Here is a 15,938-nt window from a genome sequence, read left to right as displayed (position 1 = left end):
GCTGATGATCCCGCTGATTATCTGGATATTCGGTTACGGTGTTTGTCTGCGTTATTTCGTGCCGCGCGTGAAACAACGTTCGGTGCAGTCGTCGGAAGCGCGCTCGAAACTGATGGGCTGCATTGTTGACGGTTACACCAATATCACCACGCTGAAACTGTTCGCGCATACCGATCTGGAGCAGAAATACGCCCGCGAAGCGATTACCGAACAGACTGAGAAAACTCAGCTGGCGGGGCGTCTGGTCACCGGCATGGACGTATCGATTACTACACTCAATGGCTTGCTGATTGTCAGCACCACGGGTCTGGCGCTGTGGTTGTGGACGCAGTCGCTGATAAGCGTCGGGGCCATCGCGCTGGCGACCGGTCTGGTGATCCGTATCGTGAATATGTCCGGCTGGATCATGTGGGTGGTGAACGGTATTTTCGAAAATATCGGCATGGTTCAGGATGGCCTGCACACCATTGCGAAACCGCTGACCGTCACCGATCAACCGCAGGCGAAAGCGCTGAAAGTCGATCAGGGTGCGATCCACTTTGATCACATTCAGTTTAATTACGGCAAAGAGAATTACGGCAAAGAGAATTATGGCAAAGAGAATTCTGGCAAAGAGAATTCTGGCAAAGGCGGCAGGGTGATCCCCAATCTGGATCTGGCGATCCGCCCCGGCGAGAAGATCGGCCTGATCGGCCCTTCCGGCGCGGGGAAATCCACGCTGGTGAACCTGTTGCTGCGCCTGTATGACATCGACGGTGGCCGCATTGTGATTGACCAGCAGAATATTGCTGAGGTCACGCAGGAAAGCCTGCGAGCGCAAATCGGCATGATCACGCAGGACACTTCGCTGCTGCACCGTTCTATCCGCGATAACCTGCTGTACGGCAGGCCGGAAGCAACGGAAGAAGAGTTGCAGCTGGCAATCCGCCAGGCGCGTGCCGATGAATTCATTCCGCAGCTTTATGATTCGCTGGGCAGAACCGGGCTGGATGCCCATGTCGGTGAGCGCGGCGTTAAACTCTCCGGCGGCCAGCGTCAGCGTATTGCGATTGCCCGCGTATTACTGAAAAACGCGCCGATCCTGATCATGGACGAAGCCACGTCAGCGCTGGATTCCGAAGTGGAAGCGGCGATTCAGGAAAGTCTGGAGACGCTCATGGGCGGCAAAACCGTAATTGCCATCGCGCACCGCTTATCGACGATTGCCAAAATGGACCGGCTGGTGGTGCTGGAAAAAGGGCAGATTGTCGAGATGGGCAATCACGCCGAACTGCTGGCGCACGGCGGGCTTTATGCGCGCCTGTGGCAACATCAGACCGGCGGATTTGTCGGTATGGATTAAGGCCGAACTTAACAGACGTCGTGCCGGTAGGGCAGCACTTCACGGGCTTCGTCCGCCCAGCGCTGCACGCCGGCACGTTCTTCTACTAAAAAATCTTCCACGGCATCACGTAAACCCGGATGACGTAAATAGTGCCATGAGTCGGTGATCACCGGCTCAAAGCCGCGCAGCAGTTTGTGTTCGCCCTGTGCGCCCGCATCAAACCGTTTCAGGCCGCTGGCAATCGCGTATTCCATCCCCTGATAGAAACAGGTTTCAAAATGCAGCCGGTCGAATTCTGCCAGACAGCCCCAGTAACGCCCGTAGAAGGTATCGCCGCTGATTAAGCTGAACGCCATCGCTACGTCGCGACCGTTTTGTTGCGCGAATACCACGCGGATCGCCTCAGGCATTCTTTCCGCCAGCAGGCTGAAGAATGCGCGGGTCAGATACGGCGACTGACCGCGAATGTGATAGGTATTGCTGTAGCAGGCATAGACGAAATCCCATTGCGCTTCAGTGACCTGCGCGCCTCCCAGCCAGACAAAATCAATGCCCTGCGCCGCTACCTGTTCGCGCTCTTTGCGAAACTGTTTACGCTTGCGCGACGTGAGCGCGTCGAGGTAATCCTGAAAATCGCGATAATCACGGTTTTGCCAGTGATACTGCAACCCTTGCCGGTGCTGCCAGACGGGTTCTGCTCCGATCAGCCGGTTGGCGCGTTCATCGGTAAAATTGATGTGTGCGCCGGTCAGACCGTTTTCTTCAAGATAATCTGGTATCGCCTGCAACAGACTGACTGCTGCCGGTTCATCGCCCAGCAATCGTGCGCCGGTCACCGGGCTGAACGGCACCGCGCCGAGCCATTTCGGGTAATAAGCAATCCCGGAACGCTGGCAGGCATCTGCCCAGCCCTGATCAAACACGTATTCGCCATAGGAATGACGTTTGCGGTAGCCGGGAATGGCGGCGAGGATGTTGCCGTTTTCCTGCCAGGTCAGGTGCTGCGGACGCCAGCCTGAATTTGGGCCCAGGCTGGCGCTGTCTTCCAGCGCCGATAAAAAGGCATAGCTGAGGAACGGCTGTTGCGCAGGCACCAGCGCATCCCACTGAGCAGCAGGACAATCGGCCAGACGGTCTAACGTGATAACAGGCATCAATTATTCTCGCTGTGGCGTAAAAGAGAAATCGGTTAACTGTCGTTCAGGCAGGGGGATATTACGGCAGAGGTTAAGATAATAATATAATAAGACTTAAGTCGCTGATTTATCATCCGGAACATTATTTAAAAATGTTCCGGATGTTTTATTTAACGGACAATTAACTGGCGCGGACTTCCGGGTTATCTGACAGCGAAATAAAGGAGGCGCTTTTCGCATCAAAGGCTTCGATGCAACCCGATTCAATATCATACACCCAGCCGTGCAGGGTGATTTCCCCTTTCGCCAGCGCGACCGCGACACAAGGATGCGTGCGCAGGTTACTCAGCTGAGCCACCACGTTCTGGTGCACCATACCGTTGACGCGTGCCTCAGGGTTTTCGTGTTCGACGGATTCATTGATGGCTTTCGCGGCATCAGAATAACGCAGCCAGTGCGCAACCGCAGGCATGTGATCGAGACAGGTGCAGTTAGCGATGGCGCTCATGGCGCCGCAGTTTGAGTGCCCGCAGATGACGATATCTTTCACGCCCAGTGCTTTAACCGCGTACTCAACCGTAGCGGAAACGCCGCCCGGTTCCGGACCGAATGGCGGCACAATATTACCGGCATTACGGATAACAAACAGTTCGCCCGGTTCACGCTGCGTGACTAATTCCGGCACTAACCGGCTGTCAGAACAGGAGATAAACAGGGTCTTAGGATTTTGGTTTAATGCGAGTTCTTTGAATAACTTAGAGCGTTGCGGAAACGCCTCTTTCTGGAATCTGAGGAAACCTTCAATTACGTCTTTCATAGGGGAATTCCATGTATTTCAATGCCAGTGAGTCTGCCACGAAAAAAAAGGCAGATCAATCAGACACAATATCAACACTATTTACAGGGAAATAAGCGGTAGCAAAATAATATAATTTTCCGGCGATAAGCATTTCACATTCTGTTTTTTTAATGCCATACCTTTATCTCAGCATTATCCGTCCCCATATTTACTCAATACCCTGAGTGAAGGAGTCAGTATGACAATCGAATACGCTATTTTCGGTGGCGGCTGTTTCTGGTGTACAGAAGCGGTGTTTAAAGACGTCATCGGCGTGGAGTCGGTGGAAAGCGTTTATACCGGCGGGCGTCGTCCGAACCCGAATTATGAACAGGTTTGTACCGGTACGACCGGCCATGCGGAAGCCATCCGTGTGGGGTTTGACCCTGAAAAACTGACCTACGGTGATTTGCTGGATATCCACTTTGTGACGCACGATCCAACCCAGCTAAACCGCCAGGGTAACGACGTCGGCACGCAATACCGTTCGGCGATTTTTCCGGCGAATGAGCAGCAAAAAGCAGAGGCCGAAGCGGCAATCCTGCGCGCGCAGCACGATCACAGTGATCCGATTGTCACCAGCATCGAACCGCTCGGTGAAGTGTACGTAGCTGAAGGTTATCACCAGAATTACTGGGACGGCGCCGGACAGCAGAACCGTTATTGCATGGCGGTGATCCCGCCGAAATTACAAAAACTGCGTAAGAGTTTTGCGCAGCGGACGAAATCCCTGAACCCGTAATTGCCAACATTGGCAGCAAGTTCACAGTAAAAGTTCACAGTAAAAGACCACATTAAAAACCAGAACCTCTGTTCTGGTTTTTTTGTTTCCGGGACTTCATCGGGATGACATCGCAATGTGTGGCTTTATTGAGTGCGGACAACTACCCGTTTAGGTGTGCGGTAACGCAGATAGAGATTGTTGAGGATCAGGGCAAAACCGGTGATGCAGGCACCGGCAATTTCAGGTGTGCCGGGCTTGATGCCGGTCAGGGCTGAAATAGAGAAAGCCGTGATCGGGACAACATCCATAAACAACACCCCGTTAAGTGGTGTGAGGATTTTATTGCCAATATTCCAGCACAGGATGCCGATAAAACTGGCGACAAAAGCGGTGTAAAAGACATGTGGGATCACATACTCGAAGTCGCTAACGGCGGGTACTGCCACGAGGCCAGTGATATACAGCAGCGCGTTTAATACCAGCACGCTGGACATCCCGAGAACGCTCGTCAGGGCGGTGTATTTAAGCGGTGACCAGGTCGGGAAAAACGACGCGCCTACGGTGTAAAAAACCCAGCAAAGTGCGCCGAAAATAATCAGGGCGTTGGCTTTGTAGCTGGAAGGGGAATCAAACAGGCTGGCATAGTGCCCTTTGGTGATCACGGTCATGACCCCGAAGAAAGACATCATAATCAGACCGATAGAGACGGCGGGCGGGACAATTTTGCGTAATACGCCATTGACCAGAATACCCAGCATCGGCATGGTGGCCATCATAATTGACGTGGTTAGCGCGCCATTTTCCCCGGCCATTTGCTGGCCGAGAAAAACAAAAAAGCCAAAACCGACAAAGGCTGCTGAACCTAATACCCACGCCAGACCGGCGCGTTCACCTTTCAGATTCAGCCCCTCTTTTCCTTCACGTAATCTCAGTGCAGTCACTAACGCGATAGCGGCGAACCCATAACGCAACGTGGTAAAAGTATAAGGATCGAGGTGCCTCAGCGCACTGGTCATCATCGGGAAAGTCGCACCCCATGAAAGGGTGGCGATCAGGCAGCAGAAAACGCCCGCAGAATAAGAATTTTTCATTTCTTTATGTTCCGGTTGAGTTACGTTCTGATTTTATTAAAGCGGGAGGCTGATACGAATTAAGGCGGAAATACGTCTGGCACAACACGATTATTTCGTCAGTCAGCACATTAAAAATAAACAGCTGCCGACTGACATTTTCAGACCGGGGAAATTAATCCCCCATCAGTTCTCCCCCTTTTGCCCAATGTGATTTAGGAATTTCAGTGATCACCACATCGACACTTTCAGGCTTACATTTAAGGGTTTCCACCGCGACGCGGGTCACTTCGCGGGCAAAGTCGCGTTTTTGTTCAGCAGTACGGCCTGGCAGCATTTCTAAACGGATCATCGGCATAGTAAATCCTTATTGATTAGGCCCCTCACAGCGGGGCAAAACCTATTCTACGTAAGGATTGAGAAGAATAAATATGTGTTAAGTTGAATGAATTGAAACCTGTGGGTTGTTAATCATGAGCAAATTGTCCGGGATGGAGATGTTTGTCAGAGTGGTGGAATGTGGCAGTTTCACGGCAGCGGCGATAGCCAGCGACGTCTCGCCCACGATGGTGGGTAAGCAAATCCGGAAGATTGAGCAGCGGCTGGGCGCACGTCTGTTGCATCGCACGACCCGGCGACAGCAACTGACGGAAGTCGGGCAACTCTATTTTGAACGCTGCCGCCGGGTCTTATCGGAAGTCGCGCTCGCTGAGAATAGTGCGATGGAATTACAGTCCGCGCCTAAAGGACTGGTGCGTATGGTTGCCCCGGTGAGCTTCGGCGGTCAGCGTCTGGTGCCGGAACTGAGCCTTTATATGGCCCGCAATCCCGACGTAAACGTCATGCTGAATCTGGATAACCGGGTGCCCAATCTGACGGAGGGAAATTACGAGCTGGGTATTCAGATCGGCGAGGTATGCGAACCGGGTGTGGTCGCGCGTCCTTTACGGCCATATCGCCGAATACTGGCCGCTTCGCCAGACTATATCCGACAGCACGGCATACCGGAACATCCTGACCAGTTGGGTAATTACAGTTGTCTGGGGATGTCTTACTGGCTGCATCAGGACCGCTGGGACCTGACCGGGCCAGAGGGCGAGACGTTTAAGGCCTTTATCAACGGGCGCTTTATGTCTAATCAGGGCAACGCGCTCAGGATTGCCGCACTCAGCGGCTGCGGCATTGTTCTGCAACCTGATTACGTATTGATAGACGATATTGCGCAAGGCCGTCTGGTGCCTGTACTGCCGCAGTGGTCATATAAACCGACGCCGTTGTACCTGATTTATCATCAGGACAGTCGCCCCTCCGCCAAGCTACGCAGCGTGATTGATTTCCTTATCGAACGGCTGGGTGAAAACAGTCAGGCATAGTCGCCGGAAAACAAAAGCCAGAACTTTTGTCCTGGCTTTTAGGTGCCTCAGAATCCGTAGCGTATCGCATCTTTGCTTTGCTGCATCAGCGCATCGATTTTTTCAGAATATCGCTCCAGTCCTTTACCGTCACCGGCTTCAGAACACTGCCGCCGCCGCGCGTTATAGGCTTTCATCAGCTGCGCTTGCGCAAATCCCGGCTTGCCATAGCACGCCATACTCTGCTCCCAGCAGGCAATCGCGCCGTCCAGATCCTCCTGTTCCTGATACTGTTTTCCCAGCTCGTTGAGCGCTTTCGCCGAATCCTGTGGCGGCAGGTGTTGCGCTAAAATTTGCTCAATACGTGTGTCCATAACCATAACCTCCGGCTCGCTTAGTGGAAGAAGTTGAGAATGTGACCGAATACCAGCCCGACGCTGATGACGTCCGAATCACTGAACGTCACGTTCGAGAAGCCAAACTTACCGAGCAGCGGCAGTAATAATGCAGGCAGCAGGGTGATAAACAGGCCGTGGAAGATACCGCCGATAATCGCGCCGCGTCGTCCGCCGACCGCATTACCGAAGATGCCCGCCGTGCCGCCCGCGAAGAAGTTAGTCAGCATCCCCGGTAAAATCATCGCCAGCCCGAGACTCGGGAACAGGAACATGCCGATAACAGAGCCGATAGTGGTGGAGATAAACCCGATAATGACGGCATTAGGTGCGTAAGGGAAAAGCACCGGACAGTCGAGCGCCGGGATGGCGTTCGGCACAATACGCAGGGCGATACCGCGGAAAGCCGGGACAATTTCTGCCAGCAGCAGGCGGACACCCGACAGCAGTACGTAAACGCCCACCACAAACTGAATGGATTGCAGGAACGAATAGACCAGATAGTTAACGCTGTTGGCGTAAGGCGCGACGACTTCCGGGCCCGCGGCAATCGCCGGGATCAGGTAAATCGGGATCATCACCACCATCATCGACAGGTAGGTGTCCTGCAGGAAAGAGAAGGATTGCGGCAGTTCAAAGTCTTCGGTGCTTTTACTGACATCGCCGGTAATTTTCGCCACGCCCGCCTGCACGATATAACCGATGGTGCAGAAATGACCGAGCGCAATGTCATCAGAGCCGGTAATTTTACGCACAATCGGTTGTGCCAGCACCGGCATTCCGACCGCCATGACGCCCGCAATTATCCCGCCGGTCAGGATCAGTTCCGTACCACGCAGGCCGCCCATGTAGCCGATCACGGAACATACCGTCGCCATCCACAGTGACGCCTGGCCGGTCAGGAAGATGTATTTGAAGCGGGTCAGGCGGGCAATCAGGATATTGACGATAAACGCCAGTACCATAATTAATGCGGTTTCACGCCCGAGGGTTTGTTGTGCGATACCGGCAATAGAACCGACGTCGGTAACAATGCCGCGCATATGAAACCCTTTCTGGAATATTTCACCCAGAAAGGTCAGTGCATTGACAATAATACTGGCGCCGGAAAGCAATACCAGAAAACCCAGAAGCGTTTTTAATGTGCCGGTAATAACTTGCCCGATGCTTTTCTTTAATGCAATCAGACCAATCATGGCGATCAGTGATATTAATATTGATGCCTGGCCTAATACATCATTGACAATAAAGTGAAGGAAAGACATAAGCGTCCCCTGTAGAGTTCACGGTAATTGTTCTGTTGGAGTTAAAATTTTTTATTATCAGACAGCCAGATGTCCCATTTCCTGTAACACCGGTGTCAGCTTAGTTTTGATTTCGTTTTTATCAACCAGTCTTTTCAGATATATAATATTGGCGTTAATCGTGTAATGCTGAAATTGCGAACGGAAATTTTCGCCGGTCATAATTATGTCGGCCCGGGATGACGTGGCGCTGGAAATATCACAATGTGATAAATCGGCTTCCACACCCAAATCTTTCAGTGCCGCTTCGATACTCATTTCACAGGCAAAACTGCTGCCCAGACCCGCACCGCATACCGCCAGGATTGATAGCTTTTTCATCATTTTTCCTTACGTTCTTTGTAGGTGTTCATAAAGGGTTATGTTTATCTCTTTTCACTTCACGTTTAAAATTGTCGGATGATGTCTAACGCTTCCTGCTTGTTTTTACTGGTTTTTAGCCTCTGTGCGGCTTCGTCATCACAGAAAAGATGAGAAAGGCTGGCAATCATTTCAATGTGCGAATGGCTGTCCACGGCGGCCAGCGCGAAGATGACGTAAACCGGGTCATTATCTTCACTGCCAAACTCAACGCCTTCTGAAACAATCACCAGAGACAGTGCCGTTCTGATCACGCCTTCTTCCGGCCTGGCGTGCGGCATGGCAATACCTTCTCCCAATACATAATAAGGCCCGATTTCCCGGTGCATGTCATATATTGCCTGAAGATAGCGGCTTTCGGCCGCACCCGAATTTATTAAAGGTTGCACGGCCAATGCCACGGCACTTTTCCAGTCATCAATTTTGGTAATAATCGTAGTGTTACTTTCATTAATCCAGTCGCTTAACATAATACCTCTGCATAGGAATAGTGTCTTTTCTCAGTATGATATTTAATTAAAATAAAAACTGTGATCTATCCAGTCCTGTTAGTCATCAGTGAAAGATAATAATTTCAGGCGACGTGTAGGAATAAATGATAGTAATGTATTAACGAAGTCCTGATATCAGAATTAGCTTACTTTTCAGTTAATGAATATTTCCTCTGGTCAGTATTTATTGTCGTTGGGTGTCGAATGAATTCATTATCCACTCGTGAATATCAACAATATTCACAGGCTTATTTTGTCCAATAACATTCTGGTCAACAGAATAAACTGGCCCCGTGGTTATTGGTCGTGCATTTCCAGCGAGAATTTTTAATTCGGGAATATATTCTGCCCCGACATGTCCCGGTAAGCGTTCGCCCAGTCGTGAGGAAAAACGTTCCGCCGCCAGTTCAGCATCAATCTGACACCAGACTTCCACCACCTGCGTGACGCCCGCCCGTTGCAGATAATCCTGCAACACGTCTTTGGGCTGAAAACCAAACCACGCATCGACAATAAAGGTGCTGCCTTCGGGCGCGCCGCCGATGATGTCCCAGATAACCTGATAACTTGCCAGCCCGAGCACGCGGTTAAAAGGGCGGTCAACATTCTCTAATCGCTGAAGAAATGGATTTTTGATGCCATCAAGCGACAGTTGTAACCAGCCGCTGTATGCAGAAAGCTCAACGGCGAGCCAGCTTTTACCTGACGCCGGGATCCCGTTCACCAGGATGACGCGTTTGCCGGTAAAGCCATTTCGTGAGGCGCTTCTGTTTTCAGACATGTTCCACCTGTTGTGTTGGGTAATGTGCCGGTGCATGGAAATACTGCTGAATGACGGCCTGAAGTTCGTTCAGACGCGGTACCGCCAGCGATTCCAGACGGGATTTCGTCGCGTTGCGATCCAGAGAAATACAGTCTTTCCACAATGAACGCCCTGCGATAACGCCTGATGCGCCTTCGCTCATGGCATCCGCCACTTGTTTGAGGAAGGTGGAATGATCCACGCCCGCTGAAAGCACGGCCCACGGCACGTCGCCGGCCAGTGTTGTGATATCAGCACAGGCTTGTTTTGAGCCCGGATAAGGCAGTTTCAGCACTTTCGCGCCGCATTCCAGGCAAATCTTTGTGCCGCCATAAATCAGGGACGGGACTTTTTCTTTATATTCTTCCTCGGTTTCGTTGTCGAGTTTATAGGTCAGGAACTCCACCACCAGCAGCAGATCTTCGCGGGCGAAATCTTCAATACACTGGCGCAGAATATCGATGTTATGACGGTTTGCCGCTTCCTGATCAGAACGCAGATACACCATGATTTTGCCGCCGGTCGCGCCGAGTTCACGCACACGACGCGCGTCGACATTCGCCACCAGCCGTGACAGTCGGTAGCCTTCCGGCGAAATGTCCCAGCCCGACGCATCGAGACCAATCAGCAGCGCGGTATCGCGGGCAATAATGCCGTTGTCCACCAGTTGTGGCACGGCGCAGACCGGATCGACCAGAACGCAGGAGGCTTTGCTGGCGAGATATTGGGTGATGTCGGCTTTAATCAGCCCGAGCTCATGTTCTGAAATGGCGGATTGTTGCTGCGGGTCGCTGGCGAGCAGGCTGCGCATGGCGCCGCGCTGGTCACAGGCGATCACCAGCATCGCGCCGTTCTTGCCACAAATCTGCTGATAGCTGCGTAATTCTGAAGTAGACATTTTTGACATGGAACTCTCCTTTGCGTGAAATTTATTACAGATGAAAAAATCTCGATTACACTGGACGTTCTGTCTTTGCCCTCTGAAGAAAAGGGGCGGAAAATCGCGTAACACGCCGTTTTACAAGGCCTGACGCCCGATCCGGCACATTGCATTTTCACAGGTGTTGCGCAATAATCCCTCAATCGACGATTTGAGTGTAATTCATTACTGAAAGGAATTTCAAGCTGAAAGAGCCAATTTTGCAAGATATTGCAGCAACGCGTGCCATGATGCATCTGGTGGCCAAGCTGCATTACGAGTCTGATATGTCTCAGGTGGAGATTGCGCGCAAGCTGGATGTGTCAACGGCAACCATCTCCCGGTTGTTGAATAAAGCCCGCGCGGCGGGGATTGTGCGCATCGAAGTGGTGGGATTATCGTCGCCGGAAGACATGACATCTGACCTGATAAAACGTCTCGGACTGAAACATGCGTATGTCGTGGATGCGCCGCCGGGCAATGTGCTGGGCGCACTGGCGACGCCGCTGGCTGCTCTTTTACAGGAAGCCGGTTTAGGCGCGGGATCGGTACTCGGCATCGGCTGGGGAAGGGCGGTGCGCGAAGTCACGCTGGCTGGCATGCCGCGTCTTCCGGGGATCAAGACCGTCGCACTTAACGGCGGTATGCAACAATCGGCACCGCATTTTCAGATAACCGAATTCGTGCGTCGTGCGGCGGAACAGATGGAAGGCACGCCATATTTTCTGCACGCGCCTTATCTTTCATCTGCGGAATTACGCGATGCGTTTCTCGCAGACCCGAGCGTGAAGGAAATTATCGGGCTGTGGGACCGGCTTGATGCGGCGATTGTCGGCGTAGGACTGACACATACACCCAAGCCCAGTGAATCCACCACCGCCACGCCGGGCGAGCAGGCACTGAGCGATGCGGCGGGTGATGTGTTGCGCCATTACTTCACTGAATCCGGAGAATTATTGCACTGGGAAGGTGAGGAGCGGATGATCGCGGCCTCGGTTGAACAGTTGCGCAAAACACCGCTGACCATCGGCGTGGCGGCCACGCCGGAAAAAGCGGCGGGGATTATTGGCGCGGTGCGTTCAGGGATGATCAATTCGTTAGTGACGGACGTGAATACCGCTCAGGCGATTCTGGATAAATTGCCGGTGTTCTGACGCTGTTTATGTAAAAGACGTTCTCAACAGACGTTCTTAAAAGAAAAAGGCATTCCTTTGCGGAGATGCCTTTTTTGCGGATCACGGGCCGTCACCTGTTCTATGTTGAGAACAACACCAATGAAAGAAGGTATCTGTTGCTGTATCCGAATAAACCGATTGCCTCGATAGCTCAGGACATCGGCTTTGATGACCACTCTTATTTTGCTACCTGCTTCCGGCGCGAATTTGGCCTCCCTCCCAGAGCGTTTAAATCCACCGCTGCGGGGCAGTTTCTGCTGTCCAGATAGATGCCATAACACACAGCTGGTTTTTAACCCTGAAAACCACAGATCCGATACTCAGTCTGTTCCCTCTGCACGTGATATAAAGATGTGTACTAATCATCCTAATCGCGATTGAGGGGCATTCCGTTTTATCCGAAAATGTGAATCAGTATTTACTTATTCCCTGAGTTTTCTGAAAATGAATGATGATATATGTCAGTTTTTGCCTCCTTTTTCATGGGCTGAGGCATCGTTAAATCGAAAATTTCTTCTATTTTTTAGCATAAAAAAGAAGTCTGATTTTCTTTTTATTAGTGCAATATATTGATTATAATGGCTTTTTGTCTATTAGTGGTTTTGCTAAATAATAATTTCAGTGAAAGTGGGTGTTCCACAGGGTCTTTTGCTGGGAAAATAATTTGTTCTAGCAGTAAAACCCTACAGGATAATCTACATGAATAAGCCTTGCTCAATGTCTTTGACTCTCATTGCGTTAATCGCATTGAGTGCATGTAGCACGAAAAATAATGTGCCTACAATTAAAGACACGTCAGTTAATAAAGGTACGAATAATACCTGTGTTAACGAATTCAAAGCATTACAGCGTCTTTCTCCTCATGATTTTGATATTTATCAGCAACAATTTAATCAGCTGACAAAATCTTATGATGTTTACAAAACGAATAAGGGTCTGATAAACAAAGATGCGCAGGAAATTCTGAACATCGAACTGGACTCAAAATTGAAACTTATCTGCGCAAGAGTTAAAGGTGCGACCTTTAAGAGCATGGACGAGCGCTCTCAGGAAGTGAATAAAATATGATGGCGCGAGTGAAGTCTTTCTTCCTGATTCTGTTACTGATCAACATACAGGGGGCACATGCTGAAGATTCCGTTGATGCTAATCTGAGCCTTTTAGATCAGTTGCAGAGTGAAAATTTAATTTCTGCTCCGGAATCGTCTGTTTTTGCGGAAAAAAATAAGACTTCCACTCCGCTGATTCAGCCTCCAAAAGATATCGTCGTCCCAAAAACACCTGTTGAAAAAGCCGTCGCGCCGCCGTCGCAGTCGCGGCCTAAACCTTCTCCGGCTCCGGTAAAAAAAGCCCCTAAAACACCTCAGCCTGTGCGTGTTCCCTCTGCCACAGCAGATGTCAGCGAGATGAAGAGCAAGGCCGATATCAAGGCTAACGAGCAGCTAAAAAAATCCCTCGAGACGGCAAAATCCACAGCAGAAAAATCACGTGATCAATATGCTGCCTTGCAGAAATCCTTCGCGGATACGCAAAAAGAAAACCAACAACTACAAGTTCAGATCGAGGCATTAAAAGCCAAACCTGCCGTTGCCTCACCATCTGCAGACCAAAAGCTTGCGCAGAAGAAAGCGCAGGATGAACTGAAAAAACTGCAAAATTTGCTGAAAAACACACAACAAGAAAACCAGCAGATGGCATCTAAGTTGCAGAAGCTTCAGGGTAGCCAGAAACAAGCCGAAAGCCTGAGCGAAAAGTTATCAGTCGCCCAGACAATGACAAAAAAATCAAAAGACGAAATGGCTGATATTCAGCAGTCTTTGAAAAAGACAATGAGTGAAAATGCCGCATTGAAAGCCCAGCTAACGGCGTTTAAAACCAGTCAGGACGGCTCAGCGAAAAAAGCCTCCGAGCAAGTGGCCACCTCTCAGCTGGCGACCAAAAAAGCCCAGAAGGAAATTGCTACCCTTGAGGCGAGTTTTAAGAAATTAAGCACTGAGAATGCGCAGATCAAAACGCAACTTGATACCGTGAAAAAGCAATCCTCCGCGCGCATCGAACAACTGGTCTCCTCTGGACGCGCCAACGGTAAATCGCTGGCAGAATTCGCGGTGCTGAATGCGACATTACAGCAGGCGACAGAAGAAAATCATAAGCTCAAAACGCAGTTCGAGACGCTGCAAAAGCAATCCAAGGCAGAAGCCGAAAAATTGCACGCTTTAGAAAGTACAGGCAACAAATCGCAAGCCAATGTGGTTGAACTGCAAATGACCGCAAAACAAGCTGCCGCTGAAAATGCGCAACTGAAAACTCAACTGTCCACCCTGGAGAAACAGGGTGCCAGCCAGAACGAAAAAATTGCGTTTGCCGTGGCTGCAAATAACAAATCACTGAATGAAAATCAGACTCTGCAAACAAACCTTAAAAAGGCTGCAGACGAGAATGCGCAGTTGAAGTCGCAGCTTGCAGACCTGCAAAAACAGGGCGCTGCGCGGAATGACAAATTGTCAGCGTCAGACGCGGTTAATAAGAAATCTCAGGCTGACTCTATGGCTTTGCAGAAAACCCTCAAACAGGCCGCTGAAGAAAATGCTCAGCTGAAAATCCAGCTGGCAGCAGTGCAAAAACAAGCCGCTACGCAGAATGACAAACTGTCTGTGTCAGATGCTGCTGCTAAAAAATCTCAGGCTGATTATGCGGCTTTACAGCAAACCCTTAAAAAGGCCGCTGATGAAAATGTTCAGCTGAAAAACCAGCTGGCGGACAGGCAAAAACAGGACGCTTCGCAGAATGACAAACTGTCTGTGTCTGAAGCGGTCATCAAAAAATCACAGGCTGATTATCTGGCCTTGCAGAAAAGCGTCAATCAAACTGCTGATGAGAATGCCCAGCTTAAAACCCAGCTGACTGACCTGAAAAAACAAAGCGCTGAGCAGAATGACAAATTGTCAGCGTCAGAAGCTGCCAATAAAAAGTCACAGGCTGACTACCTGGCCTTGCAGAAAACCCTCAAAGAAGCCGCGGATGACGCAGCGCAGTTGAAAACTCAGTTGGCCGACTTGCAGAAACAAAGTGCTGACCAGAGTGAAAAACTGGCGGCTTCTGAGGTCACGAACAAAAAATCGCAGAGCGATTATCAGATATCTCAGGCGGCACTCTCAAAATCTTCTGAGGAAGTTAAACGCCTGACCAGCCAGCTCACTGAAAGTCAGCAGGCTGCGAATAACGCCGCCGAAGAAAAAAGTAAGCTGACAGCTGAACTGGAAAAAACCAAAAAAGATCTCGCCTCACACAGCATCGCTGCCGTTACACAATCTGGCGGAGAACGGCTCAGTGACGCAGAACTAAAAACACTGCAGGCGAAAGAAAGTAAGAAAACCGGACGCTCTTATTCTGTCGGGTATTTGCTGGGGCAAGCCGCGAATTCAAAAATCGAACAGGTGGTTTCTGCCGGTGAGAAAATTGATCGCAATGTGATTATCAAAGGCTTTGTTGACCGGATGAATGAGCTGTCCAGCATGTCAACAGCCGACATGAGAGAGTCGCTGAACAGTCTGGATACTGATATTCGCTCACGTCAGGAAAAGCAAAAATCCTCGAATGAAGAGAATAACCAGAAAATCCTGAATAAAGCGGGCAAAGTCAAAGGTGCAGTTAAAGCAAAATCAGGCTTCATTTATCTCATCACCAAGCCGGGCTCACAGCCAAAAGTTACGATGGATAAGAGTATTCGTCTGCAGATTGTTGAGACGTTGGGTGACGGTAAAGTCATTGCCAGTGAAAAAGACAACAATGTGATCAGCGCCGCTGTGACGGAAATTCCGGCAGTTCTTCAGGAGGTTGTGCTTAAGCTTGGCTTGCAAGGTGAAGCCACAATCTACATTCCGCCTGAACTGGCGTATGGCAAAGACGGCATTCCGGGAAAAATTCCGCCGAATTCGCTTTCCATCATGAAGATCAAAATATTAGGCGTTAAAGACAACTAAATTGGTCGGATAAAAAAGGCAGGTGATGATCAAATCACCTGCCTTTTTTGTTTCTTCAGCGTCGA

Annotated in this window: 17 protein-coding genes; 7 read left to right on the top strand and 10 right to left on the bottom strand. The window is 50.4% G+C overall.

What is annotated here, in order from left to right; translation table 11 throughout:
- Positions 1-1,342: ABC transporter ATP-binding protein (locus UC15_RS08585; RefSeq protein ID WP_112288071.1), on the top strand; the 1,342-nt coding region annotated here is incomplete at its 5' end.
- An 8-nt stretch (positions 1,343-1,350) separates the two neighbouring features.
- On the opposite strand, the gene UC15_RS08580 is transcribed toward UC15_RS08585, so the two are convergent.
- Complete coding sequence (locus UC15_RS08580) at positions 1,351-2,478, bottom strand: GNAT family N-acetyltransferase (protein WP_112288069.1); 1,128 nt, start codon at positions 2,476-2,478, stop codon at positions 1,351-1,353.
- Positions 2,479-2,641: 163 nt separating this feature from the next.
- Positions 2,642-3,277, bottom strand: coding sequence for a carbonic anhydrase (locus UC15_RS08575; protein WP_095923905.1), 636 nt, complete (start codon positions 3,275-3,277; stop codon positions 2,642-2,644).
- Between the two features lie 220 nt (positions 3,278-3,497).
- Between UC15_RS08575 and msrA the strand changes: the two genes are divergently transcribed.
- Entirely contained in the window at positions 3,498-4,040 is a 543-nt protein-coding gene (gene msrA, locus UC15_RS08570) for a peptide-methionine (S)-S-oxide reductase MsrA (protein ID WP_112288068.1), read from the top strand.
- 125 nt (positions 4,041-4,165) lie between these two features.
- Here the strand turns inward: msrA and UC15_RS08565 are convergent, their stop codons facing one another.
- Both UC15_RS08565 and UC15_RS08560 read right to left on the bottom strand, forming a co-directional pair.
- Entirely contained in the window at positions 4,166-5,113 is a 948-nt protein-coding gene (locus tag UC15_RS08565; RefSeq protein ID WP_112288067.1) for a DMT family transporter, read from the bottom strand.
- Positions 5,114-5,267: 154 nt separating this feature from the next.
- Complete coding sequence (locus tag UC15_RS08560) at positions 5,268-5,450, bottom strand: 4-oxalocrotonate tautomerase (protein ID WP_095923902.1); 183 nt, start codon at positions 5,448-5,450, stop codon at positions 5,268-5,270.
- A 115-nt stretch (positions 5,451-5,565) separates the two neighbouring features.
- Here UC15_RS08560 and UC15_RS08555 point away from each other — a divergent pair, with 115 nt between their 5' ends.
- Positions 5,566-6,465: a LysR family transcriptional regulator gene (locus UC15_RS08555; protein WP_112288066.1), complete on the top strand. Its 900-nt coding sequence runs from the start codon at positions 5,566-5,568 to the stop codon at positions 6,463-6,465.
- A gap of 47 nt (positions 6,466-6,512) precedes the next feature.
- On the opposite strand, the gene UC15_RS08550 is transcribed toward UC15_RS08555, so the two are convergent.
- From UC15_RS08550 to UC15_RS08525, 6 genes are all read right to left on the bottom strand, one after another.
- Positions 6,513-6,818: a hypothetical protein gene (locus UC15_RS08550; RefSeq protein ID WP_112288065.1), complete on the bottom strand. Its 306-nt coding sequence runs from the start codon at positions 6,816-6,818 to the stop codon at positions 6,513-6,515.
- A 20-nt stretch (positions 6,819-6,838) separates the two neighbouring features.
- Entirely contained in the window at positions 6,839-8,104 is a 1,266-nt protein-coding gene (locus tag UC15_RS08545) for a PTS sugar transporter subunit IIC (RefSeq protein ID WP_112288064.1), read from the bottom strand.
- Positions 8,105-8,161: 57 nt separating this feature from the next.
- Complete coding sequence (locus UC15_RS08540) at positions 8,162-8,464, bottom strand: PTS sugar transporter subunit IIB (protein WP_112288063.1); 303 nt, start codon at positions 8,462-8,464, stop codon at positions 8,162-8,164.
- A 65-nt stretch (positions 8,465-8,529) separates the two neighbouring features.
- The gene (locus tag UC15_RS08535; RefSeq protein WP_112288062.1) at positions 8,530-8,973 is read right to left on the bottom strand and encodes a PTS sugar transporter subunit IIA; all 444 of its coding nucleotides are present in this window, start codon (positions 8,971-8,973) and stop codon (positions 8,530-8,532) included.
- Positions 8,974-9,178: 205 nt separating this feature from the next.
- Positions 9,179-9,775, bottom strand: a complete 597-nt coding sequence (locus UC15_RS08530; protein ID WP_112288061.1) for an AAA family ATPase — start codon at positions 9,773-9,775, stop codon at positions 9,179-9,181.
- Entirely contained in the window at positions 9,768-10,703 is a 936-nt protein-coding gene (locus tag UC15_RS08525; RefSeq protein ID WP_112288060.1) for a tagatose-bisphosphate aldolase, read from the bottom strand. The genes UC15_RS08530 and UC15_RS08525 overlap by 8 nt, the downstream gene beginning before the upstream one ends.
- Before the next feature lie 233 nt (positions 10,704-10,936).
- Here UC15_RS08525 and UC15_RS08520 point away from each other — a divergent pair, with 233 nt between their 5' ends.
- From UC15_RS08520 to UC15_RS08505, 4 genes are all read left to right on the top strand, one after another.
- Complete coding sequence (locus UC15_RS08520) at positions 10,937-11,869, top strand: sugar-binding transcriptional regulator (RefSeq protein WP_112288059.1); 933 nt, start codon at positions 10,937-10,939, stop codon at positions 11,867-11,869.
- Positions 11,870-11,934: 65 nt separating this feature from the next.
- Entirely contained in the window at positions 11,935-12,159 is a 225-nt protein-coding gene (locus UC15_RS26245; protein ID WP_112288058.1) for a helix-turn-helix domain-containing protein, read from the top strand.
- 430 nt (positions 12,160-12,589) lie between these two features.
- The gene (locus UC15_RS08510; RefSeq protein ID WP_112288057.1) at positions 12,590-12,958 is read left to right on the top strand and encodes a hypothetical protein; all 369 of its coding nucleotides are present in this window, start codon (positions 12,590-12,592) and stop codon (positions 12,956-12,958) included.
- Complete coding sequence (locus tag UC15_RS08505; RefSeq protein ID WP_112288056.1) at positions 12,955-15,873, top strand: FKBP-type peptidyl-prolyl cis-trans isomerase N-terminal domain-containing protein; 2,919 nt, start codon at positions 12,955-12,957, stop codon at positions 15,871-15,873. Before UC15_RS08510 ends, UC15_RS08505 begins: the two co-directional genes overlap by 4 nt.
- The last annotated feature ends 65 nt before the right edge of the window (positions 15,874-15,938 follow it).

Origin of the sequence: Rahnella sp. AN3-3W3, from assembly GCF_003263545.1 — a bacterium.
GTDB classification, from domain to species: domain Bacteria; phylum Pseudomonadota; class Gammaproteobacteria; order Enterobacterales; family Enterobacteriaceae; genus Rahnella; species Rahnella variigena.
Note: the sequence above shows the minus strand (reverse complement) of the source record. Positions and strands in the feature narration are given on the sequence as shown.